The sequence below is a fragment of the Streptomyces sp. NPDC057617 genome (assembly GCF_042800555.1).
Lineage (GTDB): Bacteria > Actinomycetota > Actinomycetes > Streptomycetales > Streptomycetaceae > Streptomyces.
The window spans coordinates 378,274-402,595 of sequence record NZ_JBHVGV010000007.1 but is presented as its reverse complement, the minus strand read 5'-3'; the positions used below and the strand labels follow the sequence as shown (position 1 = coordinate 402,595).

16 protein-coding genes and 1 pseudogene are annotated in these 24,322 nt (G+C 68.8%); 11 read left to right on the top strand and 6 right to left on the bottom strand.

Going from position 1 to position 24,322, the window contains the following annotated elements:
• Window positions 1–22: 22 nt before the first annotated feature.
• The 5 genes and pseudogenes from ACFU9P_RS20140 to ACFU9P_RS20120 form a co-directional block, all read right to left on the bottom strand.
• Window positions 23–619: a TetR/AcrR family transcriptional regulator gene (locus ACFU9P_RS20140; protein WP_384082547.1), complete on the bottom strand. Its 597-nt coding sequence runs from the start codon at window positions 617–619 to the stop codon at window positions 23–25.
• 92 nt (window positions 620–711) lie between these two features.
• Complete coding sequence (locus ACFU9P_RS20135) at window positions 712–2,907, bottom strand: DUF2264 domain-containing protein (protein ID WP_384082544.1); 2,196 nt, start codon at window positions 2,905–2,907, stop codon at window positions 712–714.
• Window positions 2,904–3,884, bottom strand: coding sequence for a hydroxyacid dehydrogenase (locus ACFU9P_RS20130; protein ID WP_384082732.1), 981 nt, complete (start codon window positions 3,882–3,884; stop codon window positions 2,904–2,906). Before ACFU9P_RS20130 ends, ACFU9P_RS20135 begins: the two co-directional genes overlap by 4 nt.
• A 293-nt stretch (window positions 3,885–4,177) precedes the next feature.
• Window positions 4,178–4,840: a superoxide dismutase family protein gene (locus tag ACFU9P_RS20125; RefSeq protein ID WP_384082541.1), complete on the bottom strand. Its 663-nt coding sequence runs from the start codon at window positions 4,838–4,840 to the stop codon at window positions 4,178–4,180.
• A gap of 271 nt (window positions 4,841–5,111) precedes the next feature.
• A pseudogene (locus ACFU9P_RS20120) lies at window positions 5,112–5,252 on the bottom strand (branched-chain amino acid aminotransferase); the annotation flags it as partial.
• 246 nt (window positions 5,253–5,498) lie between these two features.
• On the opposite strand from ACFU9P_RS20120, the gene acnA reads away from it, so the two are divergent.
• From acnA to ACFU9P_RS20105, 3 genes are all read left to right on the top strand, one after another.
• Window positions 5,499–8,213: an aconitate hydratase AcnA gene (acnA, locus tag ACFU9P_RS20115; protein ID WP_384082538.1), complete on the top strand. Its 2,715-nt coding sequence runs from the start codon at window positions 5,499–5,501 to the stop codon at window positions 8,211–8,213.
• 201 nt (window positions 8,214–8,414) lie between these two features.
• A complete protein-coding gene (locus ACFU9P_RS20110) occupies window positions 8,415–8,684 on the top strand; it encodes a hypothetical protein (RefSeq protein ID WP_376382292.1) in 270 nt (89 codons plus the stop codon).
• Window positions 8,685–8,753: 69 nt separating this feature from the next.
• Entirely contained in the window at window positions 8,754–9,191 is a 438-nt protein-coding gene (locus ACFU9P_RS20105; RefSeq protein WP_384082535.1) for a hypothetical protein, read from the top strand.
• Window positions 9,192–9,257: 66 nt separating this feature from the next.
• Here the strand turns inward: ACFU9P_RS20105 and ACFU9P_RS20100 are convergent, their stop codons facing one another.
• Window positions 9,258–13,100: a GH92 family glycosyl hydrolase gene (locus ACFU9P_RS20100; protein ID WP_376382298.1), complete on the bottom strand. Its 3,843-nt coding sequence runs from the start codon at window positions 13,098–13,100 to the stop codon at window positions 9,258–9,260.
• A 578-nt stretch (window positions 13,101–13,678) separates the two neighbouring features.
• On the opposite strand from ACFU9P_RS20100, the gene ngcE reads away from it, so the two are divergent.
• The 8 genes from ngcE to dxs all read left to right on the top strand — a co-directional run bounded on the left by ngcE (window position 13,679) and on the right by dxs (window position 24,293).
• The gene (gene ngcE, locus ACFU9P_RS20095; RefSeq protein ID WP_376382300.1) at window positions 13,679–15,124 is read left to right on the top strand and encodes an N-acetylglucosamine/diacetylchitobiose ABC transporter substrate-binding protein; all 1,446 of its coding nucleotides are present in this window, start codon (window positions 13,679–13,681) and stop codon (window positions 15,122–15,124) included.
• 121 nt (window positions 15,125–15,245) lie between these two features.
• Window positions 15,246–16,169: a carbohydrate ABC transporter permease gene (locus tag ACFU9P_RS20090; protein ID WP_376382302.1), complete on the top strand. Its 924-nt coding sequence runs from the start codon at window positions 15,246–15,248 to the stop codon at window positions 16,167–16,169.
• A complete protein-coding gene (locus tag ACFU9P_RS20085; protein WP_376382303.1) occupies window positions 16,169–17,104 on the top strand; it encodes a carbohydrate ABC transporter permease in 936 nt (311 codons plus the stop codon). Before ACFU9P_RS20090 ends, ACFU9P_RS20085 begins: the two co-directional genes overlap by 1 nt.
• Window positions 17,105–17,320: 216 nt before the next feature.
• Complete coding sequence (locus tag ACFU9P_RS20080; RefSeq protein WP_376382305.1) at window positions 17,321–18,520, top strand: ROK family protein; 1,200 nt, start codon at window positions 17,321–17,323, stop codon at window positions 18,518–18,520.
• Window positions 18,521–18,641: 121 nt separating this feature from the next.
• The gene (locus ACFU9P_RS20075; protein ID WP_376382307.1) at window positions 18,642–19,754 is read left to right on the top strand and encodes a substrate-binding domain-containing protein; all 1,113 of its coding nucleotides are present in this window, start codon (window positions 18,642–18,644) and stop codon (window positions 19,752–19,754) included.
• 242 nt (window positions 19,755–19,996) lie between these two features.
• Entirely contained in the window at window positions 19,997–20,785 is a 789-nt protein-coding gene (locus tag ACFU9P_RS20070) for an ATP-binding cassette domain-containing protein (RefSeq protein ID WP_376382333.1), read from the top strand.
• On the top strand, window positions 20,782–22,101 hold the full coding sequence (locus ACFU9P_RS20065) for a sugar ABC transporter permease (protein ID WP_376382309.1): 1,320 nt from the start codon (window positions 20,782–20,784) through the stop codon (window positions 22,099–22,101). Before ACFU9P_RS20070 ends, ACFU9P_RS20065 begins: the two co-directional genes overlap by 4 nt.
• 287 nt (window positions 22,102–22,388) lie before the next feature.
• Complete coding sequence (gene dxs, locus ACFU9P_RS20060) at window positions 22,389–24,293, top strand: 1-deoxy-D-xylulose-5-phosphate synthase (protein ID WP_376382311.1); 1,905 nt, start codon at window positions 22,389–22,391, stop codon at window positions 24,291–24,293.
• Window positions 24,294–24,322: the final 29 nt, after the last annotated feature.

Genomic DNA, 24,322 nt, shown 5'->3' with positions numbered 1-24,322 from the left:
GCGGACCGCGCGCCGTCCGTCGTCAGTGCGCGAGCCGCAGGAACAACAGCGAGGTGTCCAGCGCCGCTTCGAGATGGGCGCTGCTGCCGGTGGACATCAGGATGGTCACGCCGCCCTGGACGGCCGCGAGAATCGCGGCCGCGGTGCGCTCGGCGTCGAGACCTTCGGAGATGTGACCGTGCTGCTGCATCTCCCTGATGCCCACCAGCAGTTGGTACTCCCACCGCTCGATGAGCCGTGCCGTCACAAGCTGCGCGGCGGGGGTGCTGCGGCCCAGTTCGGTGATCAGCACGCCGAGTGGGCAGTTCATGCCCTGCCGCTGGTAGCGGAGGACGACCGCGTCCCGCCATGACTCCCAGGCGCTCCAGGTGGTCAGCTGGCCGAGGTGCGGTTGCTGGTCCTCCAGTACGCGCTCGGCCTCGCGCTCGGCGACGGCGAGCAGCAGCTCCTCCCTGCCGTCGGGGAAGTAGTGGAAGAGCTGGCCCTTGCTGGTCGCGGTCCTGCGGCAGACATCGTCCAGGGTGATCGCCAGGACCCCGCGGTCATGGATCTCGGCCGCGGCGCCGTCGATGATCCGCTGCCGGGTCGCCGTTCCCTTGGCGGTCAGTGCCTTCGGCATGTCGGCCGTCCTTCCGATGCCTTCCGGTGCCTGCCGGTCCCGATGTCTGGACCTGGTATCTGGACCTGCTGGTCCATTTTAGTCCATGTGGTTCAGTCCATGTGGGTGACTGGTTCGATATGGGTGATCTCCAGTGGCGCGAAGCTGACGCGCGTCACGGATCCGTCATCCGCCCAGGTCACCTCGATGGTGTCCGTGTCCGCACCTGTCAGACGCACCCTGCTCACGGCCTCGGACAGCGGGGCCGCGGCCGGCTCCGCGGTGAGGGTGGCGAGGGCGGCGAAGAGCGCGGTCCCCTCGGCCTCGCCGGTCAGCCGGGGCACCCGCGCCCAGCGGGTGAAGGCCGTTCCCTGCGGCGCCCGTTGCTCGTCCAGGTCCACCCAGCCGTACAGGCCGTGGAGAGCGGACCGTACGCCGTCGTCGCCGCCCGGACCTTCGTCCGGACCGGGGCCGGTCGCCCAGCCCGTCTGCCGTACGAGCGTGCCGGGCGGGGCGCCCAGGACGCGGTGCGCGCGCAGTTCGTACCGGCCCCTGACGACCGTCACGCTTTCGACCCGCAGCCCGGGCACGACAAGTGGACCCGACGGGAAGACCGGGAGATGCCAGGAGGCGGCCCAGCCCCAGCCGTCGCCCTGTCCCGCGCCCAGGGGGCGGATACGGCGGCGGACACTGCGAACTCCGGCGATCTCGACGGCGAGATGGTTGTCCGCGAGGTTCTCGACCGAGGTGGGGCCCGTCCGGGTGGAGTAGGCCTGCCGGCCGTAGTACGGGTCGTCCTCCGCGGCCGACTCGCCCTCGTGGGGCCGGACATTGTCACTGCCGTGGTTGTGCAGCCGTACGATCCCGTCCGCCGCCGTCGACTGCACCAGCAGCCCGGGCGCGGGCAGGGCGAGCACCCGGTCGGGGCCCTCACTGGGGGCGGGCTCCTCGGTCGCGGTCCACAGGGGGTGGTCCGGCGGCGCGAGCAGGGCGACGAACGCCTTGGACGCCCAGTAGGGGGAGGCCGGGCCCGAGTAGCGCTGGAGTGTCGCGGCATGGGGGCCGTGCCAGCCCAGGCTCAGCAGACCGTCCGTACCGATGGCGCCGCGGTCGAGGAAGTAGCGGAGCGAGCCGCTCAACAGACGCCGCGAGACGCCGGGAGCGAGCGGAGTGTGTCCGGTGACGGCGCCCAGGGCGACCGCCGCGCCGGCCGCGAAACGGTAGGTGAGCGAGCGGCCGAAGTGGACCGGCGCGCCGTCACCGCCGAACAGCAGCGAGAAGCTCTCCAGATGCTCGCGCAGCCGCGCGCCATGACGGGCGGTCAGCTCGGATGTTGCACCGGGTATGTTTCCCACGGCTCCCGGGCTGCCCAGCTCGCCTGCCGTGCCCGCGAACTCCCGTTCCTTTCCCGCGAGATGGGCGTCAAGGACCGGATAGAGGTGCAGGGCCCAGCCGTTGTAGTGGTCGAAGGCGCGGCCGTCGCCGTCGGCGTACCAGCCCTGTCCGCGGTACCACCCCTCCAGCAGCCCGAGCGCCCGCTCCCGCACGCGGGCCGTCTCCACGTCGCCCCGGCCCACCGACTCCAGGAATCCGGCGACCGAATAGGGGAACAGGTACCAGTTGTTGGGAGCCGGGGTGTGCCGCAGCGCGCCGCGCAGCCACTCCTCGGCGCGGTCCTGGACCGCCGGATCGAGCCGGTCCCAGAGCCAGGCCCTGGTCAGCCGCAGCCCGATGGCGACGGACGCGGACTCGACCATGGGCTGGCCGTGCACATTGTGGCCGAGGACCGGCGGCCACGACTCGGCATCGTCGCGTCCGGGGTTACGGGTCCCCGCCGCGAGCCCGTCCGCGTACCGGTCGAGCCAGCCGTACGGGTCAGCGCCGCCCGCGCCGGCCACCCTGAAGGCGGCAGCCAGGAACGTACGGGCGTACCCCTCCAGTCCGTCCGAGCGCACCCCGGAGACGGAGGGGCGTCCCGGCAGGTCGAGGAGGGCGCGGCCGGGAGAGGCCCACTGCCAGGCGGCGTGCAGCAGACCGTCGGCGACGGCTTCCCAGTGCGCGCGGGTGTAGCCGGTGTATGGGCTGAGTGCACGGTCCTCGTCGGGCAGCGGGACCACATGGTGTCCGGGCACATGGCGCTCAGACCCATGGTGTCCGCCCCCATGGCCTCCGCCTCCATGGTGCGCGCCCATATGGTGCTCGCCCCCATGTCGTGCGGGCACATGGTGGTCGCCCATATGGCCTTCGCGCACATGGTGTCCGGCTATAGGGGCGCCGTCCGGTCCAGGTGCTTCGTACGGTGCGGTCATGCGAGGAACGCCAGCCTTTCGCGTCGTACGGGATGGGCGAAGCCCTCGCCCGCGGCCCAGCGGGCGATCTCACCGACCGCCAGATCGGCCAGCCGCCGCAGCTCATTGCCCTGCGAACCCGCGAGATGCGGGGTGATCAGCGCGTTCTCGCACTCCCACAGCGGATGGTCCGCGGGCAGTTCCTCCGGCTCGGTGACATCGAGGACGGCCCGGATCCGGTCCGCCCTGACCACCTCGGTCAGGGCGTCCTGATCGACGACGGCGCCGCGCGAGGTGTTGATCAGGACGGCGTCCTGCCGCATGGACAGCAGGAGTTCACGGCTGACGAGGCCACGAGTGGCGGGCAGCAGCGGGGTGTGCACGCTCACCGTGTCGCTCGCCGTGAACAGTTCGCCGAGCCCGACCGCCCGGACACCGAGCGCGGCGGCCTCCTCGTCGTCGACGTACGGATCGTGCAGCAGCACCGGCAGATCGTACGGCCGCAGCAGTTCGATGACCCGTCGGCCGATCAGCGACGCGGACAGAATGCCCACGGTACGGCGGTAGTTGCCCACCTCGGGTGCCGTGGGCAGCCACTCCTCGCGACGGCGCGACGCACGGTAGTCGCGGGCGCGTTCCAGGGCCCGTTTGCCGGAGAGCAGGATCATCGCGACGGTGTACTCGGCCACCGGCAGCGCATTGGCGGCGGCGGCCGAGGACACCTCGATCCCGCGTTCCCAGCAGGCCTCGGTGATATGGCCGCGAACCGAACCGGCGGTGTGCACGACCGCGCGCAGCCGGGGCGCCGACTCCAGGACGGCCGCGTCCAGGGGCGGGCAGCCCCAGCCGGTGACAAGGATTTCGGCGTCGGCGAGGGCGGCGCGGGCCCGGTCGGTGGTGAAGTCGTCGAGAACGGGCGGCGGCGTCAGCTCGCACACGGTGCTCAGGGCGCTGAGCGCCTCGGGGCCGAGGACACCGGCGGCGGCGTCCGGAGCCATGGCGAGCACGGCGCGTGGCCTGGGCCTCGCGGGGCGTGCGGGGGTTGCGATGGACGTGGCGGGCGGGACGGGTGCGGCGGTCATCGTTCTCCTGGTACGGGAGCGGGGGCCGGGCGGCGCCCCGGGGCAGGGGGCCTCCCCTGGCGCGCCCCCATCCTCCTCCAGGGTGGGCCAGGCGCGGCCCGGTGTCCCGTACCCCCCCCCGCACACCCCCCGTATCCCCGCACCCCCGCACACCCCCCGTACGTACGGAACGGTCTCCCGTACCGGACGATCCGGCCGCGCCCCCGCGTTCACTCGAAGGGCACAGTGAGGCAGGCGAGCCGCGCGCCCGCCACTCCCGCCTCGCCCGCGGCCGTCGCCGTCCCGTGCTCATGGATGACCACGGACCGCGCCTCGCCCGCCCGGAAACGCCAGGTGTGCCGCGACTCGGACGCGGCCCGGCCCCCGCTGCCGGTGGTGAAGTCCAGCCAGACCTCGTTCTCCCGGTTGGCGTAGGCGGGGTCGGTGGAGGGCTGCTCGGGGTCCTTCACGTTCTGGTAGTGCGGCCCCGCCTCCTCCGGGGTGCGGCCGCACGGTTCGGTGTGTACATGTGCGCCGTACATCCGGTGGGGCAGCAGCCCGCTCACCCAGAGCCGGACGTCGGTCGCCGCGCCGGCGGCCTCCTCGCCGGCACGCCCGCCGGCACGTTCCCCCACCCGCTCGACGACGGCGATGCGCGCGCCCACGGGCACCAGTTTCACGTCGTACGTCAGCGCCTCGGCGAGCCGGCCCGGTGACGGCGGTACGAACACCCCTGCCGCCCTCACCTCCTCGGCCTTCACCCCACGCGAGCCGTCCTGCGCGAACGCGGTGGTGGCCGGCGAGGTGAGCAGTGCCGTGACGGCGAGAGCGGCGGACGCCTTGCGAGGGATCCTCGCGGGCTTCATGAACTTCACGGGCTTCACGGGCTTCACGAGTGGTCTCCTTCGACGACGGGGATGAGGAGTCCAGCGTGGTCGATGGTGGCGGCCCGGCGTATCACCTGGCGAGTCCGCGCCATCCACCGTCCACTGAGGCGAGCGTAACGACGAGCACGCCCCCTGGCAGCTCCGCCCAGTGACCGTACAACTACCCCTGGCAAGCACCGACCGAGCCCCCGCCCGCCGCCCGCCCCGCCCGGAAACCCCGCCCGCCGGGCTCCTCCATGCGACTGAACCGCGCCTGACGCATCGCTGACGCGCGGCTTCACGGCGAGGTGGGCGATTCGGCGCGGTGGGCCCGGTGAAGCAACTCCGGGAAGATCGGCGCGTCGGGCAGAGGCAATGAGCCGATCCGGTGTAGTGCCACGCCCGGCGACCACGAGTTCATGACCGCGGCCCCTGGAAGCTCTGTCCGACGGCTTCACCGCGAAAGGTCACCGGGCCCGCGCATGACCGGGCGGCGGGCATGTACTAGAGTTATCTCGACATCGAGATATCTACCGAAGGCGTACCCGCGGCCGCCAGTCGGTAAGGGTTACCTAACCAAGTCTTACCTTAGCGGATCGGCGAGGGCCGTGGCGGCATCGCGCGGCGGTAGTCGGTTATAGAGGTACGGCGCGGTAGTACGCGCACATTGATGAAGGAGACTGTCGTGTCGGCGAACAGCTTCGACGCCCGCAGCACGCTGCGCGTGGGCGGCGAGTCGTACGAGATCTTCCGGCTGGACAAGGTCGAGGGCTCCGCGCGCCTCCCTTACAGCCTGAAGGTGCTGCTGGAGAACCTGCTCCGTACCGAGGACGGCGCGAACATCACCGCCGCTCACATCCGCGCGCTCGGCGGCTGGGACTCCCAGGCCCAGCCGAGCCAGGAGATCCAGTTCACCCCGGCCCGTGTGATCATGCAGGACTTCACCGGTGTGCCCTGCGTCGTGGACCTCGCCACCATGCGCGAGGCCGTCAAGGAGCTGGGCGGCGACCCGGCGAAGATCAATCCGCTGGCCCCCGCCGAGCTGGTCATCGACCACTCCGTGATCGCCGACAAGTTCGGTACGCCGGAGTCCTTCGCGCAGAACGTGGAGCTGGAGTACGGGCGCAACAAGGAGCGTTACCAGTTCCTGCGCTGGGGCCAGACCGCGTTCGACGAGTTCAAGGTCGTCCCGCCCGGCACCGGCATCGTCCACCAGGTGAATATCGAGCACCTGGCCCGTACGGTCATGGTCCGCGGCGGCCAGGCGTACCCCGACACCCTCGTCGGCACCGACTCGCACACCACCATGGTCAACGGCCTCGGTGTGCTCGGCTGGGGCGTCGGCGGCATCGAGGCCGAGGCCGCGATGCTCGGCCAGCCGGTCTCGATGCTCATCCCGCGCGTCGTCGGCTTCAAGCTGACCGGCGAGCTGCCCGCCGGCACCACCGCCACCGACCTGGTCCTCACGATCACCGAGATGCTGCGCAAGCACGGCGTCGTCGGCAAGTTCGTCGAGTTCTACGGCGAGGGCGTCGCCGCGACCTCGCTCGCGAACCGCGCCACCATCGGCAACATGTCCCCGGAGTTCGGCTCCACCGCCGCGATCTTCCCGATCGACGACGAGACCCTCAAGTACCTGCGGCTGACCGGCCGCAGCGACCAGCAGGTCGCGCTCGTCGAGGCGTACGCCAAGGAGCAGGGCCTCTGGCTCGACCCGGCCGCCGAGCCCGACTTCTCCGAGAAGCTGGAGCTGGACCTCGCCACGGTCGTCCCCTCCATCGCGGGCCCGAAGCGCCCCCAGGACCGTATCGTCCTGGCCGAGGCCAAGCAGAAGTTCCTGGAGGACGTACGGAACTACGTCACCGAGGACGAGGAGGCGGGCAAGGAGTCCTTCCCGGCCTCCGACGCCCCGGCCTACGCCGACGGCGTACCGACGCGGCCGACGCTGGTCACCGCGCCCGACGGCTCGACGTACGAGATCGACCACGGCGCCGTCACCGTCGCCGCGATCACCTCCTGCACCAACACCTCGAACCCGTATGTCATGGTCGCCGCCGCGCTGGTGGCCAAGAAGGCGGTCGAGAAGGGCCTGTCGCGCAAGCCGTGGGTCAAGACCACCCTCGCCCCTGGCTCGAAGGTCGTCACGGACTACTTCGACAAGGCGGGCCTCACCCCGTATCTCGACAAGGTCGGCTTCAACCTGGTCGGTTACGGCTGCACGACCTGCATCGGCAACTCGGGCCCGCTGCCCGAGGAGGTCTCCAGGGCCGTCAACGAGCACGACCTGGCCGTCACTTCGGTGCTCTCCGGCAACCGCAACTTCGAGGGCCGGATCAACCCCGACGTCAAGATGAACTACCTGGCGTCCCCGCCGCTGGTCGTCGCGTACGCCCTCGCCGGCTCGATGAAGGTCGACATCACCAGGGACGCCCTGGGCATCGACCAGGACGGCAAGCCCGTCTACCTCGAAGACATCTGGCCCACCGAGGCCGAGGTCAACGATGTGGTGGCCAACTCCATCGGCGAGGACATGTTCAACAAGTCCTACCAGGACGTCTTCGCGGGCGACGCGCAGTGGCAGGCGCTGCCGATCCCGACCGGCAACACCTTCGAGTGGGACCCGCAGTCGACCTATGTCCGCAAGCCCCCGTACTTCGAGGGCATGACGATGGAGACCACCCCGGTCGAGGACATCACCGGCGCGCGGGTGCTGGCCAAGCTGGGCGACTCGGTCACCACCGACCACATCTCCCCGGCGGGCGCGATCAAGGCCGACACCCCGGCCGGTACGTACCTCACCGAGCACGGCGTCGAGCGGCGCGACTTCAACTCGTACGGCTCGCGCCGCGGCAACCACGAGGTGATGATCCGCGGCACCTTCGCCAACATCCGCCTGCGCAACCAGATCGCACCGGGCACGGAGGGCGGCTTCACCCGCGACTTCACCCGCGAGGGCGCCCCGGTCTCCTTCATCTACGACGCCTCGCAGAACTACCAGGCGGCGGGCGTCCCGCTGGTCGTCCTGGCGGGCAAGGAGTACGGCTCGGGCTCGTCCCGCGACTGGGCGGCGAAGGGCACCGCGCTGCTGGGCGTGAAGGCCGTCATCGCCGAGTCGTACGAGCGCATCCACCGCTCGAACCTGATCGGCATGGGCGTCCTCCCGCTCCAGTACCCGGAGGGCGCGTCGGCCCAGGCGCTGGGCCTGACGGGCGAGGAGACCTTCTCCTTCACGGGCGTGACGGAACTGAACAACGGCACGACGCCCAGCACGGTCAAGGTCACCACGGACACGGGCGTCGAGTTCGACGCGGTGGTCCGCATCGACACCCCCGGTGAGGCGGACTACTACCGCAACGGCGGGATCATGCAGTACGTGCTGCGGAGCCTGATCCGCAAGTAGGCGGCGGTTGCCGTTGCCGTGCTGACGGCGATGAGCCGGGGGCCGTGTTCCGTACGTACGTATGCGTACGGGGCATGGCCCTCGCCGCGTTCGGCGGCTTCGATGGCGCGAACCCGCCTCCGGGGATGTTGCTCTGAGTAATCATGTGCACATACAATGTGGAGCAGTTGCGCACTCAATCAACCCTGAGTGGAGGCAGGCATGGGACGTGCCTGGGAGGCCGATCCGTCGGCGTTATTCGAGCGACGACTGGGAAAGCCGGCCAAGGAACTGGGTCATTCGGACGGCAAGGACGACTGCCCGGACATCTGGCAGCTCGACAACGGCGATATCGCGGTAATCGGCCGCGACCTCACCTCGCATTACGCTCCACACCTGCCGGAGGGCGTCACCCTCGCCGCGGACGAACGACTGGTCGTCATCCCGGGAACCATGCTCAGCGCCGCGAAACCGGACATCGCCGATGCTTGACCTCCACGCCCCGGCCGTCTCTCGGAAGCGTCCACCGCCGGCCGCCAGGCGTTGACGGCCCGTGAGGCGGTGGACATCGCTCTTGCTCTGCGCGATCAGCGGCTGGAGGGCTACTGGCTCCTCACCCTCGGCGACGCCCAGCTCGCCAACAGCCTGCCCACCGAGGCGCTCGCCTCGTATCAGCGGTCCGCCACCCTGCACCGGCGGCTCGGGAACCGGAGCCGGGAGGCCATGGGGTGGAACGGTACGGCACAGGCGTACCGGCAGGTCGACCGGCAGAAGGAAGCCGCGCACTTCCATCGCCGGGCCGCGGCCGTGCATCGTGCCTTCGGTGACACGTGGGACGAGGCGATGGCGCTGGACGGTCTGGCCGAAGCTCTGGTCATCGACGACCCGGAGGCCGCCCGTACGCACTGGGCGGACGCCCTGGGACTGCTGGCAGGTTACGACGACCCCCGCGCCGTCGCGGCCCGCACCCGGATCGAAAGCCGCGCCGCCGCGGGTTGAGCAACAACGGGAAACGGGCCGCCGGATCCTGCCGGCGGCCCGCCTCCGTATCCATGACTCAGGCTGTTACCTGAGCAGTTCCACCTCCGCCAGGGCCGACGGAGTCTCGCTCACCAAGCGGTACTTCTCGTACGTGCCCGGCCTCGCGATCGTGAAGGCCCGGGTCTGTTTGTCCCAGGTGAAGGACTGGGACGACCTGGTGTCGATGGTGCGCCAGGTGGTGCCGTCCGTCGAGCCCTGAAGGGTCCAGGCCGTCGGGGCCTTGGCGGCCGTCGACGAGGTGAGGGTGTACTGGACCGCTCGCGTTCCGGCGGGTGCCGGGAGGTCCGCGGTCTCGACCGCCGCCTCCGTGCGCGAAGAGTTGTCGAACAGCGGGCCCGCGGAGGAAGGCAGCGCATCCGTCCGCGGGGACGGGGTCCTGTCGTCCTCGGTGATCGAGACCGGGGCCGCGTTCTTGCCCGTGCCCCACTTCGACGGCCTCGGGCCCATCGCGAACTCCAGCGTGCCGCCGCGGGCGATCAGATCGTGCGGGAGCGCCGTGGAGTTCCAGGACTTGCCGTTGACCTTGAGGCCCTGGACATAGATGTTCTTGCTGCTGTTCTTCGGCGCCTTGACCACCAGCGTGCGGCCGTTGTCGAGATGGACCGTCGCCTTGGTGAAGAGCGGCGAGCCTATCGCGTACTCCCCGCTGCCCATCACCAGCGGATAGAAGCCCAGCGCCGAGAACAGGTACCAGCCGGACTGCTCGCCGTTGTCCTCGTCGCCGTGGTAGCCCTGCCCTATCTCGCTGCCGACGTACAGGCGGCTCAGGACCTCGCGGACCTTCTCCTGGGTCTTCCAGGGCTGCGAGGCCGCGTCGTACATGTACGTGGCGTGATGGGCGACCTGGTTGGAGTGGCCGTACATGCCCATCCGTACGTCCCGCGCCTCCGTCATCTCGTGGATGACACCGCCGTACGAGCCGACGAACTCCTGGCCGGCCGTCTCGGGCGTCGCGAAGTACGTGTCCAGCTTCTCGGCGAGGCCCGCCCGGCCGCCGTACAGGTTCGCCAGGCCGCGCGAGTCCTGCGGGGCGGTGAAGGCGTAACCCCAGCCGTTCGTCTCGGTGTAGTCGTACCCCCACACCCTCGGGTCGTACTGGTCCGAGGCCACCCGCCAGTCGCCCTTGAGGTCACGGCCCTGGAAGAAGCCGGCCTCGGAGTCGAAGAGGGTGACGTAGTTCTGGGCGCGGTTGCGGAAGTACTCGGACTCCTCCTTGTAGCGCGCCTTCTTGGTCTTCTTGTAGAGCGCCTCGCCCATCTGCGACAGGCCGTAGTCGTTGAGGTAGCCCTCCAGCGACCAGGACAGGCCCTCGTGCGTCTCCGTGGAGGCGTAGCCGAGGAAGGGGGAGGTCTCCATGCCCTTGCGGCCCACGCCCGAACTCGGCGGCACCACCGTGGCGTTCTTCAGCGCCGCTTCGTACGCCGCCTCCGCGTCGAAGTCGACACCCTTGACGTACGCGTCGGCGAAGGCGACATCCGAACTGGTGCCGGTCATCAGGTCCGCGTAGCCGGGGGAGGACCAGCGGGAGATCCAGCCGCCGTCCTTGTACTGCTGGACGAAGCCGTCCACCAGCTCGCCCGCCCGGTCGGGGGTGAGGAAGGAGTACGCCGGCCAGGTCGTCCGGTAGGTGTCCCAGAAGCCGTTGTTGACGTACACCTCGCCGTCGACGATCTTCGCGCCGGTCTGCGTCGGGGTGTCCTGGCCGGTCTTCGGCGAGAAGGGGCTGGCGTACTGCTGCTTCGGACGCGCCTGCGAACCGGTGTTCTCGAAGCCGGAGTTGGGATACAGATACAGCCGGTAGAGGCTGGAGTAGAGCGTGGTGAGCTGGTCGTGGTCCGCGCCCTCCACCTCCACCCGGCCCAGGATGTCGTCCCAGGCGTCCTGCGCCCGGTCCCTGACCCGCTCGAAACGGGTGCCCGCGGGGATCTCGTCGGCGAGGTTCTTCTTCGCCTGGTCCACACTGATCAGTGACGTCGCGATACGCAGATTGACCGTACGGTCATCCCCCGCGTCGAAGCGCAGATACCCGGTGACATCCGAGCCACCGCCACCGGACAGCTTGCCGCTCGCCGTGACGGGCGCGTCGAAGACGCCGTATACGAACAGCCGCGTGGCGCCCGTCGACAGACCGCTCCTGACATCCGAGAAGCCGGTGAAGGAACTGTTCTCCGGGTCGAGGGTCAGCCCGCCCGCGTTGGAGATGTTGTCGAAGATCATGCTCGCGTCGGCGCCCGGATAGGTCACCCGCACCATCGCCGCGTGATCGGTCGGCGTCATCTCCGTTCGGAGGCCGTTCTCGAACGTCACCCCGTAGTAGTGCGGCTTCGCGGTCTCGTTCTCGTGCCGGAACGGCAGCGCCCGCGCCGTACGGGACGCGTTGGGCGTGCCCTCGGCGGCCGACGGCATCAACTGGAAGGTCTGCCGGTCGCCCATCCAGGGGCTGGGCTCATGGCTGGCGCTGAAGGCCTGCACGGTCGGCAGATTGTCGGCGTTGTTGCCGCGGCTGTACTCGTACAGCCAACTGTTCGACCCGGCGTTGGTCACCGGGGTCCAGAAGTTGAAACCGTTGGGCACGGCCGTCGCCGGGAAGGTGTTGCCGCGCGAGAAGGAGCCGCTGGAGTTGGTGCCGCGCGTGGTGGACGCGTAGTCCGACAGATGCGCGAGCCGCTTCTCGGGCGCCTTGGGCGCCAGGGTGATGTCGTCGATCCAGCCCTGGAAGGTGGCGGGGCCCTGCGGCGAGTCGTACGCCACCAGGATCCGGTCGACCGTCTTGCCGGCCGCGACCGAGCCGATCCGCGAGTCGACCTGGTTCCACTGGTTGACGTAGAGCCGCTTGGCGGCGCCCTGGCCCTGCGGGGTCAGCAGACCGCCGTGCGCGTCGACGGCCTTCAGATCACTCAGGTAGGTGCCGTCGGTGAAGGCGAGATCGACGGAGACGTTCGTGGCCGGGTAGTTCAGATCCGTCTCGCCCATGGCGGGATAGATCCGGTACGAGAGCGCGGTGTCGCGCCGCACGGCCGTGTTGACGTCGAAGATCTTGTTGTACGAGTACGCCCGCCCGTCCGGCTGGTGCGTACCGGAATACTTAAGCGCCCGCACTCCCGTGAACCCCGCGGCCGACTTGGCGGTGGGGGAGCCGGAGGGGCCGCGGTCGACCTGCGTGCGCATGTCCTGGGGCGCCGGGGTGCTCGTATCGCCGTTGGAGAACTGGACATCGGCGAGCTGAGTCGCGTCCGTGGCACCGTTGTTGGCCGTGATGTCCAGCCGGTAGTGCTGATATGCGGTGGTATTGGCAAAATCGTACGTCTTGGTCTGGAAGCGCTGGCCGAAGGTCTCGCCCGTGCGGGTGTCGAGGTCCTTCCACTCCTTGCCGTCCGTGGAGCCCTGGAGCCTCCAGTCCTTGGGGTCGCGCTCCGCGTGGTCGTTCGCCGAGGTCAGCGCGTACGTGACGACCTTGACCGGGGCGTCCAGATCGAACTCGACCCACGCGGTCCTGCTGAACGCCAGCCACTTGCTGGCCGACTGGACGTCGACCAGGTTCTCCTTGGTCTCACCGGAGCCGGAGTTCTCGCCGCTCGCGCGCAGCTCCACGACCCTGTCGGTGACATTGCCCGGGATTCCGCTGGTGAAGCCGCCGTCGACACCGGATGCCCGCTTCTCTCCACCGGGCCCCACTTCAACGGTATTGCGCCAGTCCGGCTGTTTTTCGTCCGCCTCGAAGGATGACGTGAATTCCTTTTCCGCGGGCCTGGGTTGCGCGGGCTGTGCCACGGCGGCGGACTGTGCCGTTACGACGAGCAGAGCGGCGGCCGCCACCAGGGCGGCGGTGTGCCATTGTCTGCGCCGGGGTCCGGATCTCTGCTGCATACCGAGCCTTTCCTCCTGCGTACCAAGTCGGACAACGTTGTCAAACGAGAGCGCAGGGTCCAGTAGGGGCCAAGTGCAGGATGGTGTCAAGGGTGTTGCGTGGGTGGAACTTTCGGAATCGGCCATTCCGAAGAGGCCGGAGGTGGTCGAATGAGTACACAACCGGCTCGGATATCCGCGAGGTCTCAACTAGGGAAAGACTGCCGCCCAAACCCGCTTTCGATCTTGCTCAGTTGACGGGAAGTGGACTATACCTGTCGGCGTCCGCCCCTGGTGTTTCCCGCAGTGGCGGACAACACGTAGGAGGACAGGGGGCGTCGGGGAGGGCTCTGTCCACTTCAGGCCGGTCCGTTCCGGCCCGTACTCCCCCGACCGAAGCGAGCGAAGCAGCAGACGCGAGCGACGGCATACGACTCCGACGACATACGACTCAACGGTTCAACGGTTCAACGGCGCGACAACCACAACCCTGCACGACCCAGCTTCAATTGACCGCGGTGGCGGGGCCCTTCTCCTCAGGCGAGAAGCACGGGCGACCGGTACACCGCCTGAGTCCTGGAGAAGGCGAGGACTTGAGCATGGGATCCACCTCCGCTCAGCACAACGGGGGCCTCGGCCGTCGTGATGTGATCAAGCGGTCCGCCGCGATCGGCCTGATCACCGTCCCGACGATGAGCTTCCTGGCGTCCTGCGCGAGCAGCGACAGCGGGAGCGACAACAAGGTCGAGAAGGGCGAGAAGTCCGCGAAGAACCCGCTCGGGGTCAACGCGACCGCGCCGCTCGACTTCGTCCTGTTCGACGGCGGTTTCGGTACGGAGTACGCCACGGACGCCGTCAAGCAGTACGAGAAGGCCTTCCCCGAGGCGAAGGTGAAGTTCACCCCGACTCAGAAGATCCAGTCGCAGCTCCAGCCGCGCTTCAACGGCGGCACCCCGCCGGACCTGATCGACAACTCGGGTGCCGAGCAGATGGACATGGGCGTCCTCGTCGGCAAGAAGCAGCTCGCCGACCTCACCCCGCTGCTGGACGCCCCGTCGTACGACGACCCGGCCAAGAAGGTCCGCGACACGCTGCGCCCCGGTGTCGTCGAGATGGGCCAGTTCGACGGCGACCCGGTCTGGATCATGTACTACGCCTACACGGTGTACGGCGTGTGGTACTCGCAGACCGCGCTCGACAGGCTGGACGCGGAGTACCCCGAGGACTGGGACGCGATGCTGGCCCTCTGCGAGAAGGCCAAGAAGAAGAACATCGCCGGCTGGACGTACGCGGGCAAGTACCCGTACTACATCCCCTTCTCGCTCTACCCGTTCATCGGCAAGATCGGCGGCCGCGAGGTCCTCGACGCGATCGACAACCTGGAGCCGAACGCCTGGAAGAACCCGGCCGTGAAGTCCGCCTTCGAGGCGTACTACGAGCTGTTCAAGAAGGGCTACATCCTCCAGGGCACCCCCGGACTCGACCACATCCAGTCGCAGACCGCGTGGACCGAGGGCAAGGCGCTGTTCATCCCGAACGGCTCCTGGGTGGAGAACGAGGCGGCCAAGACCACGCCGGCGGACTTCCAGATGAAGGTGGCCGCGCCGTCCAGTCTGGACAGCTCCGACAAGCTGCCGTTCGGCACCATCTGGGCCTCCGGCGGTGAGCCCTTCATCGTCCCGTCGAAGGCCAAGAACCCCGACGGCGGCATGGAGCAGCTCCGCATCATGCTGAGCGAGGCCTCGTCGAAGAACTTCACCACCAAGGTCAAGTCGCTCACCTCCTTCAACGGCGGCACCGACGGCCTGACCCTGTCCACCGCGCTCCAGTCCGGTGTCGACGCCCTCGCCAAGGCGGGCGACAACGTACTGAACCCGCGCCTCCAGGACTGGTACGCCGCCCTCCAGAAGGAGAAGATCGGCGTGGGCGTGCTCGGCGAGATGATGGCCGGGCGCATGACCCCGGCCGAGGCCATGAACAAGGCCCAGGAGTACGCCGACGCGGCGGCCAAGGACAGCTCCATCAAGCACTACAAGCACCAGTAGGAGCGGAAGCGGCCGGAGGCCCCGCCGGGGCTTCCGGTTCCGGCCCGTCGGCCCCGTACGGAGTCCGACGGGCTCTCCAGGGCAGCACGGCGGCACCCGCCGGGATTCGGGGTCGGGAGACATGCAACACGGCAAGTACCGGTTCATCGTGGGGTTTCTGATCGCCCCGCTGGCGCTGTACGCGCTTTTCGTCGTATGGCCGTTCATCCAGTCCATCTATTACTCGTTCACGGACTGGACCGGGCTCAGCCCCGACTTCTCGATGGTCGGCTTCGACAACTACACCCGGATGCTGGACGACAGCACCTTCTGGAGTTCCCTCCAGCACAGTCTGCTCTTCGCGCTGCTGCTTCCGGTGGTGGTGCTCGGCCTCGCGCTGTTCTTCGCCTTCATGCTGAATGTCGGCGGGCGCCGGCGGAAGGGAGCCGCGATTTCGGGTGTGCGCGGTTCCGGCTTCTACAAGATCGTGTATTTCTTTCCGCAGGTGCTCTCGATCGCGATTGTCGCGCTGCTCTTCCAGTTCGCGTACAACCCGAACAGCGGCGCCATCAACTCGGCGCTCGACGCGTTCGGCCTGGGCAGTGTGAAGCCGGAGTGGCTGGGCGATCCCAAGCTGGCGCTGTGGTGTGTGATGGCCGTCCTGGTCTGGTCCACCACCGGCTTCTTCGTGGTCCTGTTCTCCGCGGGCATGGCCTCCATCCCCAAGGACTTCTACGAGGCGGCGCTGCTGGACGGCGCGAGCCGCTTCACCACCTTCTTCCGCATCACGCTTCCGCTGCTGTGGGACACGGTGCAGTCGGGGTGGGTCTACATGGGCATCCTCGCCCTGGGCGCGGAGTCCTTCGCGGTCGTCCAGATCATGACCGTGGGGCCGGGCGGGCCCGCCGATTCCACCAACGTACTGACCCTGCTCGTCTACCAGAAGGCGTTCCGTGACGGTCAGGCGGCCTATGCGACCACGATCGGAGTCGCCCTCCTCGTCGTCACGCTGGCCTTCGCCGCCGTCGTGATGCGGCTGGGCCGACGTGAGCGGCTGGAGTTCTGATGAAGACCACTGACACCCCTCCCCCCGCCGGCGCCCAGGAGCCGGCCCCGGCCGCCGCGGCCGAGCCGCTCGCCAAGACGTCGGCCCCGCTGCCCGCGAAGGAGACCAAGGGCGGCGGCGTCCTCAACGTCTTCTCGCACGGTGTGCTCGTCATCTGGGCCCTCCTGGTCGTGATGCCGCTGCTGTGGGCGGTCATGACGTCCTTCAAGGACGACAAGTCCATCTTCACCAAGCCGTGGTCGCTGCCGGACACCCTGCACTTCGAGAACTGGTCGCGCGCCTGGACCCAGGCGCATATGAGCGACTACTTCCTCAACACCGTTCTGGTGGTGGCCGGTTCACTGGTGGGGACCCTGCTGCTCGGCTCGATGGCCGCGTACGTCCTGGCGCGCTTCGAGTTCCCGGGGAACCGCTTCATCTACTACCTGTTCATCGGCGGGATGAGCTTCCCGGTCATCCTGGCCCTGGTCCCGCTGTTCTACGTGATGAACAATCTGGGCCTGCTGGACACCATCCATGGCCTGATCCTGGTCTATATCGCCTACTCGCTGCCGTTCACGGTCTTCTTCCTCACTTCCTTCTTCAGGACGCTGCCCACCTCGGTGGCGGAAGCGGCGATCATCGACGGCGCCTCGCACACCCGGACCTTCTTCCAGGTGATGCTGCCGATGGCCCGGCCGGGTCTGATCAGCGTCGGGATCTTCAACTTCCTGGGCCAGTGGAACCAGTACCTGCTGCCCACGGTGCTGAACACCGACCCGGAGAAGAAGGTCCTCTCGCAGGGCCTGGTGCAGCTCGCGGTCAGCCAGGGATACAAGGGCGACTGGTCGGGTCTGTTCGCCGGACTGGTGATGGCGATGCTGCCGGTGCTCGCCGCGTACATCATCTTCCAGCGCCAGGTAGTGGCCGGTCTCACAGCGGGAGCCCTGAAGTAGCGGAGCCGCCCGAGCGGAACAAATCGTACGAACCGCCCGTCGACACTGGTCGGCGGGCGGTTTGCTGCCTTCCGCATTGCTCAAGGTCTTGACGGGGAGCGGCCCGAAAGGCTGAGCTTAGGGTTCACAAGTTGGAGATACGTCGGGGTCTCATTGGCGCGGCCCCGGCCGGCGGCGGCGGTCGTGCCGCCTGCCAAGGGCAGGAGTGGATGAGTCGTGGAGACTCCAGGGTCGCAGTCGTCTCTGCACCGGGCCAACCTCGAACGGGTCGTACGCGCGGTGCGTATGGCCGGTTCGCTCACCCAGGCGGAGATCGCCCGGAGCACGGGACTGTCGGCGGCCACGGTCTCCAATATCGTCCGCGAGCTGAAGGACGGCGGCACGGTCCAGGTCACGCCCACCTCGGCGGGCGGGCGCCGGGCCCGCAGCGTCTCGCTCAGCGGGGACGCCGGCATCGTCATCGGGGTCGACTTCGGCCACACCCATCTGCGTGTCGCCGTCGGCAATCTCGCCCACCAGGTGCTCGCGGAGGAGTCCGAGCCGCTCGATGTGGACGCCTCCTCCGCCCAGGGATTCGGCCGCGCCGAGCAACTGGTCGAGCGGCTGATCGTGACCACCGGAGTCAGCCGCGCCAAGGTGGTCGGCGTCGGACTCGGTGTGCCGGGACCGATCGACGTCGAGTCCGGAACGCTCGGCTCCACCTCGATACTGCCGGGCTGGAGCGGTATCAACCCCAGCGACGAACTGGCCGCGCGCCTGGGCGTACCGGTGTACGTGGACAACGACGCCAACCTGGGCGCGCTCGGCGAGCTGGTCTGGGGGAGCGGGCGCGGGGTCAGGGACCTGGCGTACATCAAGGTCGCCAGCGGGGTCGGCGCGGGCCTGGTCATAGACGGCCAGATCTACCGCGGACCCGGCGGTACGGCCGGTGAGATCGGCCACATCACCCTGGACGAGTCGGGCCCGGTCTGCCGCTGCGGCAACCGCGGCTGCCTGGAGACCTTCACCGCCGCCCGCTACGTCCTGCCGCTGCTGGAGTCCAGCCACGGCGCCGACCTGACGATGGAGCGCGTGGTGCAGCTCGCCCGCGAGGGCGACCCGGGCTGCCGCCGGGTCGTCGCCGACGTGGGCCGCCACATCGGCAGCGGGGTGGCGAACCTGTGCAATCTCCTGAACCCCAGCCGGGTGGTGCTCGGCGGGGATTTGGCGGAGGCTGGGGAACTGGTGCTGGGACCCATCCGCGAGTCGGTCTCCCGGTACGCGATACCCAGCGCCGCCCGGCAGCTCTCGGTGCTCCCCGGGGCGCTCGGAGGCCGGGCCGAGGTGCTCGGCGCACTCGCCCTCGTACTGAGCGAGATGGGCGATTCGACCCTTTTGGAAAGTGTCATTCCAGCCACCGCGCCTGCCTTCACTTAGATAACGAATGGCACCGTTGTCATCTCGTTAAGGATTTACTCCTTGACGCCGACCCCGGAGCCGAGTTGACTTCCAGCCACCTCGGCCGCAACGACGCGGCCTCGTCAGGGAGGTTTGTGAAGTGAACGCAAAGATGCGTCGTGCTGCCGTGGCCACCGCCACCACCGCGCTGGCTGTCTCCCTCGCCGCCTGTGGCAGCGCGAAGGAGTCCGGCGACAGCGCCGAAGCGTCCAAGTCGGACAACAAGGGCCCGATCACGGTCGGGCTGCTCCTGCCGGAGAACGAGACCGCCCGGTACGAGAAGTTCGACAAGCCGCTGTTCGAGAAGAAGGTCAGCGAACTGACCGACGGCACGGGCAAGGTCGTCTACGCCAACGCCAAGCAGGACGCGACTCTGCAGAGCCAGCAGGTCGACACGATGGTCACCAACAAGGTCGATGTGCTCGTCGTGGACGCCGTCGACTCCAAGGCCATCGCCAGCTCGGTGACGAAGGCCAAGGAGGCCGGCATACCGGTCGTGGCGTACGACCGACTGGCCGAGGGGCCGATCGACGCCTACACCTCCTTCGACAACGAAGAGGTCGGCCGGGTCCAGGGCAAGGCGCTCCTCGAAGCGCTCGGCGACAAGGCCAAGTCCGGCGACATCGTGATGATGAACGGCGCCGTGACCGACCCGAACGCTGCCCTGTTCAAGAAGGGCGCCCACTCCGAGCTCGACGGCAAGGTGAACATCGGCAAGGAGTACGACACCCAGGAGTGGAAGCCGGCGAACGCCAACGCCAACATGGAGGGCGCCATCACCGCCCTCGGCAAGGACAAGATCATCGGCGTCTACTCCGCCAATGACGGCATGGCCGGCGGTATCATCACCGCCCTCAAGGGCGCCGGCGTCACCAAGCTCCCGCCGGTCACCGGCCAGGACGCCGAACTCGCCGGTGTGCAGCGCATCGTCGCGGGCGAGCAGTTCATGAGCGTCTACAAGCCCTACCCCGAAGAGGCCTCCGTGGCCGCTCAGATGGCTGTCGCGCTGGCCAAGGGCGAGAAGCTCGACTCCATCGCCAAGGACAGCGTCGACAGCCCGACCACCAAGGGCGTCCCGTCGGTGCTCGTCCCGGTCGTGTCGCTGACCAAGGACAACATCAACGACACCGTCATCAAGGACGGCATCTACACGGTCGGCGAGATCTGCACCGGTGGCTACAAGGCCGCCTGTGACGCGATCGGTCTGAAGTAGGTCTTCCGGGGACTTCGAGGTCCCTGCCGGGCCCGCCCGGCGACCTGCCCCGGTGAAGCCTGTCCGGCACCCCGCCCACTCAACAGCCCCGCAGCTCGGGCGGGGTGCCGGATGGAACCACCTCGGCCGCCGTGCCGCGCACCGTGCCCCCGCACCGCGTGGCCGGCCCCTTCCGTTCTCTTCTGCTCGACCTCCGCGCCTCCCCCCGGCGCGGCATCCCCGCCGGTCAGGCGGCGAAGGAGATGGTTCACGTGACCGCTACGCCCGTGCTGGCGTTGCGAGGGGTCTCCAAGCGATTCGGTGCCGTCCAGGCGCTCACCGACGTAGAGCTTGAGGTCCACTCCGGTGAGGTGGTCGCCCTGGTCGGCGACAACGGCGCCGGGAAATCCACGCTGGTGAAGACCATCGCCGGCGTGCACCCCATCGATGACGGCGTCATCGAGTGGGAAGGCAGGCCCGTCTCGATCAGCAGGCCGCACGACGCCCAGAACCTGGGCATCGCCACCGTCTACCAGGACCTCGCGCTGTGCGACAACATCGATGTCGTCGGCAATCTCTTCCTCGGCCGTGAACTGCGGAGCTGGGGCGTGCTCAACGAGGTCGAGATGGAGCGCCGCTCGCGCGAGCTGCTCACCACCCTGTCGATCCGTATCCCGAGCGTCCGTATCCCGATCGCCTCGCTCTCCGGCGGCCAGCGCCAGACCGTGGCCATCGCCCGGTCCATGCTCGGCGAGCCCAAGCTCGTCATCCTCGACGAGCCGACCGCGGCCCTCGGTGTCGAGCAGACCGCCCAGGTGCTCGACCTCGTCGAGCGGCTGCGCGAGCGCGGTCTCGCCGTACTGCTCATCAGCCACAACATGGCGGACGTCAAGGCCGTCGCGGACAAGGTGGCCGTGCTCAGGCTCGGCACCAACAACGGCGTCTTCGATGTCGCGTCCACCTCGCAGGAAGAGATCATCGCGGCCATCACCGGAGCCACGGAGAACGCCGTGACCCGCCGCCAGTCGCGCCACGTGGAGGTTCAGAAGTGAGTACGGAGAAGACCTCCCCCTCGGCAGGACCGGCGACCACGTCGCTGGACAAGACCCCCACGCCGGTCGACGCGCCCGCGGCCGCGGACGGCGCGGTCACCGCGGTCGACCCGCGGCTGCTCGTACGGGAGCAGGGGTTCGGTGGCTATCTGACCGAGTTCAAGCGCAAGATACGCGCCGGTGAGCTGGGCTCCATCCCGGTCGTCGTCGGTCTGCTCATCATCTGTGTCGTCTTCCAGAGCCTGAACTCGAACTTCCTGTCCGCGGAGAACCTCAGCAATATCTCCGTGGCCATGGTCGGTACCGGCATGATCGCCACCGGTATCGTCTTCGTCCTGCTGCTCGGTGAGATCGATCTGTCGGTCGGCTCGGTCAGTGGTGTGTCCGGCGCCCTCTTCGCCGTGCTGAGCGTCACCCACGGGGTGAACGACTGGCTGGCTCTGCTGATCGCCATCGCCGGCGGCGCGCTCATCGGCGCGATCCACGGCTTCTTCTTCGCGCGTATCGGCGCACCCGCGTTCGCCGTCACCCTGGCCGGTCTGCTCTTCTGGCTCGGCTTCATGCTCCAGCTCCTGGGCGACTCCGGCACCATCAACCTGCCGGCGGACGGCGTGGTCGCCCAGCTCACCACGCACTACTTCACCGATGTCGCCGCCGCCTACGGGCTCGCCCTCGTCGCGGTCGTGGTGTTCTTCGTGACCTCGTTCCTGGACAACCGCCGCCGCGAGGCGGCCGGTGTGCCGTCCCGGCCGCTGAGCGAGATCGTGCTGCGTACGGCCGTACTCGCCGTCGTGGCCTTCGCCGCGGCGATCATGTTCAACCAGTACAAGGGTCTGCCCCTCGCCCTGGTGATCTTCCTGGCGGTGCTGGTCATCACCGACTTCGTACTGCGCCGCACCACCTACGGCCGCAAGATCTTCGCGCTCGGCGGCAGCGTCGAGGCCTCCCGCCGCGCGGGCATCAATGTCACGCTGATCCGGATCTCGGTCTACTCGATCGCCGGTACGTTCGCGGCCATCGGCGGTCTCTTCATCGCCTCCAAGATCGCCGCGGCCAACCAGGGCGCCGGCACCGGCGACCTGCTGATGAACGCCATCGCGGCGGCCGTCATCGGCGGCACCAGTCTCTTCGGCGGCCGGGGCCGCACCTGGAACGCGCTGCTCGGTGTCATGGTGATCACCTCGATCCAGTACGGCCTCGCCCTCCAGGGCATCGCCACCCCGATCGTCTACATGATCACCGGCGGTGTGCTGCTCGCCACGGTCGTCATCGACTCCGTCACGCGCAAGACGCAGAAGACCGCGGGCCGCGCCTGACCCCCCGACTCGTACGTCTCGTATCTCGTACGGGCCCGTGCCCGGCACCTCTTCCCCCGGTGCCGGGCACAGGTGTGTTCCGGATGACGCCCATATGACCTACATACGTCCGATCGAGTGATGAACAATCCACCGCCCGATGACGACACGCGCGAGCGGAACATTAGACTCGCCGGATCGGCACAGCCCGACCAGCTCAATCGCAAGCTCACACGCAAGGAGGCACAGTGAAGCAGGTGCCGCGCGAAGCGCGCCGGGCAGGGGCGGGGGTGGGTGAATGGGAGTTGATGACTCGCATCAGGGGACCCCGCGATCTGGACCGGCTCGGCCCGGAGCAGCTTGAGCAGTTGGCCGGGGAGATCCGGTCCTTCCTGGTGGACGCGGTCTCCAAGACCGGCGGCCACCTCGGCCCGAACCTCGGTGTCGTCGAGCTGACCATCGCCCTGCACCGTGTCTTCCACTCGCCCAAGGACAAGGTCCTCTTCGACACGGGCCACCAGTCGTACGTCCACAAACTGCTCACCGGCCGTCAGGACTTCTCCCGGCTCAAGAGCAAGGGCGGCCTCTCCGGATACCCGTCCCGCGCCGAGTCCGAGCACGACATCATCGAGAACTCGCACGCCTCCACCGTGCTCGGCTGGGCCGACGGCATCGCCAAGGCCAACCAGGTACTCAAGAAGGACGACCATGTGGTCGCGGTGATCGGTGACGGCGCGCTCACCGGCGGCATGGCCTGGGAGGCGCTGAACAACATCGCCGCCGCCAAGGACCGCCCGCTCGTCATCGTCGTCAACGACAACGAGCGTTCGTACGCGCCGACCATCGGCGGCCTCGCGAACCACCTCGCCACCCTGCGCACCACCGACGGCTACGAACGCTTCCTGGCCCGCGGCAAGGACATCCTGGAGCGCACCCCGGTCGTCGGCAGACCCCTCTACGACACCCTGCACGGCGCCAAGAAGGGCCTCAAGGACTTCATCGCCCCCCAGGGCATGTTCGAGGACCTCGGGCTCAAGTACGTCGGCCCCATCGACGGCCATGACATCGAGGCGCTGGAGTCCGCGCTGCTGCGCGCCAAGCGCTTCGGCGGCCCGGTCATCGTGCACTGCCTCACCGAGAAGGGCCGCGGCTACCAGCCCGCGCTCGCCGACGAGGCGGATCGTTTCCACGCGGTGGGGAAGATCCACCCCGACACCGGCCTCCCCATCGCCTCCTCGGGCGTCGACTGGACCTCCGTGTTCGGCGAGGAGATGGTCAAGCTCGGCAGGGAGCGCGAGGACATCGTCGCCATCACGGCGGCCATGCTCCAGCCCGTCGGCCTCGACCGGTTCGCGAAGCTCTTCCCCGACCGGGTGTACGACGTCGGCATCGCGGAGCAGCACGGCGCGGTCTCCGCGGCGGGTCTGGCCACCGGCGGGGTCCACCCCGTCTTCGCCGTCTACGCGACCTTCCTCAACCGGGCCTTCGACCAGGTCCTGATGGATGTCGCCCTGCACCGCTGCGGAGTGACGTTCGTCCTCGACCGCGCCGGGATCACCGGCACCGACGGCGCCTCGCACAACGGCATGTGGGACATGTCGATCCTCCAGGTCGTGCCCGGCCTGCGGATCGCCGCGCCCCGCGACGCCGACCAGGTGCGCGCCCAGCTCCGCGAAGCGGTGGCGATCGACGACGCCCCGACCGTGGTGCGCTTCTCCAAGGGCGCGGTGGGACCCGCGGTCGCCGCCGTCGGCCGCGTCGGCGGTATGGACGTGCTGCGCAGGCCGGCCGAGGGCCCGGCGGACGTCCTGCTGGTCTCCGTCGGCGCGCTTGCCCCGATGTGCCTGGAGATCGCCGGGCTCCTCGACAAGCAGGGCATCACCACCACCGTCGTCGACCCGCGCTGGGTCAAGCCGGTGGACGAGGCGCTCGCCCCGCTCGCCGAGCAGCACCGTGTCGTCGTCACCGTCGAGGACAACAGCCGCGTCGGAGGCGTCGGTTCCGCGATCGCCCAGAGCCTGCGCGACGCCGGTGTGGACGTACCGCTGCGGGACTTCGGCATCCCGCCGCGCTTCCTCGACCACGCCTCGCGCAAGGAGGTGCTGGCCGAGATCGGGCTGACCGCACCGGACATCGCCCGTCAGGTCACCGGCCTGGTCGCACGGCTGGACGGCCGTCTGGAGGACTCGCCCACCGAGGCCGCCCGGGACTGAGGCGGCGGTCCCCCGAACGACTGATGGGC

What these genes read in the sequence shown, in the direction of transcription:
- ACFU9P_RS20140 (WP_384082547.1), bottom strand. Translation starts at nt 619, where the DNA reads ATGCCGAAGGCACTGACCGCCAAGGGAACGGCGACCCGGCAGCGGATC.
- ACFU9P_RS20135 (WP_384082544.1), bottom strand. Translation starts at nt 2,907, where the DNA reads ATGACCGCACCGTACGAAGCACCTGGACCGGACGGCGCCCCTATAGCC.
- ACFU9P_RS20130 (WP_384082732.1), bottom strand. Translation starts at nt 3,884, where the DNA reads ATGGCTCCGGACGCCGCCGCCGGTGTCCTCGGCCCCGAGGCGCTCAGC.
- ACFU9P_RS20110 (WP_376382292.1), top strand. Translation starts at nt 8,415, where the DNA reads ATGGGACGTGCCTGGGAGGCCGATCCGTCGGCGTTATTCGAGCGACGA.
- ACFU9P_RS20100 (WP_376382298.1), bottom strand. Translation starts at nt 13,100, where the DNA reads ATGCAGCAGAGATCCGGACCCCGGCGCAGACAATGGCACACCGCCGCC.
- ngcE (WP_376382300.1), top strand. Translation starts at nt 13,679, where the DNA reads ATGGGATCCACCTCCGCTCAGCACAACGGGGGCCTCGGCCGTCGTGAT.
- ACFU9P_RS20090 (WP_376382302.1), top strand. Translation starts at nt 15,246, where the DNA reads ATGCAACACGGCAAGTACCGGTTCATCGTGGGGTTTCTGATCGCCCCG.
- ACFU9P_RS20085 (WP_376382303.1), top strand. Translation starts at nt 16,169, where the DNA reads ATGAAGACCACTGACACCCCTCCCCCCGCCGGCGCCCAGGAGCCGGCC.
- ACFU9P_RS20070 (WP_376382333.1), top strand. Translation starts at nt 19,997, where the DNA reads ATGGTTCACGTGACCGCTACGCCCGTGCTGGCGTTGCGAGGGGTCTCC.
- dxs (WP_376382311.1), top strand. Translation starts at nt 22,389, where the DNA reads ATGACTCGCATCAGGGGACCCCGCGATCTGGACCGGCTCGGCCCGGAG.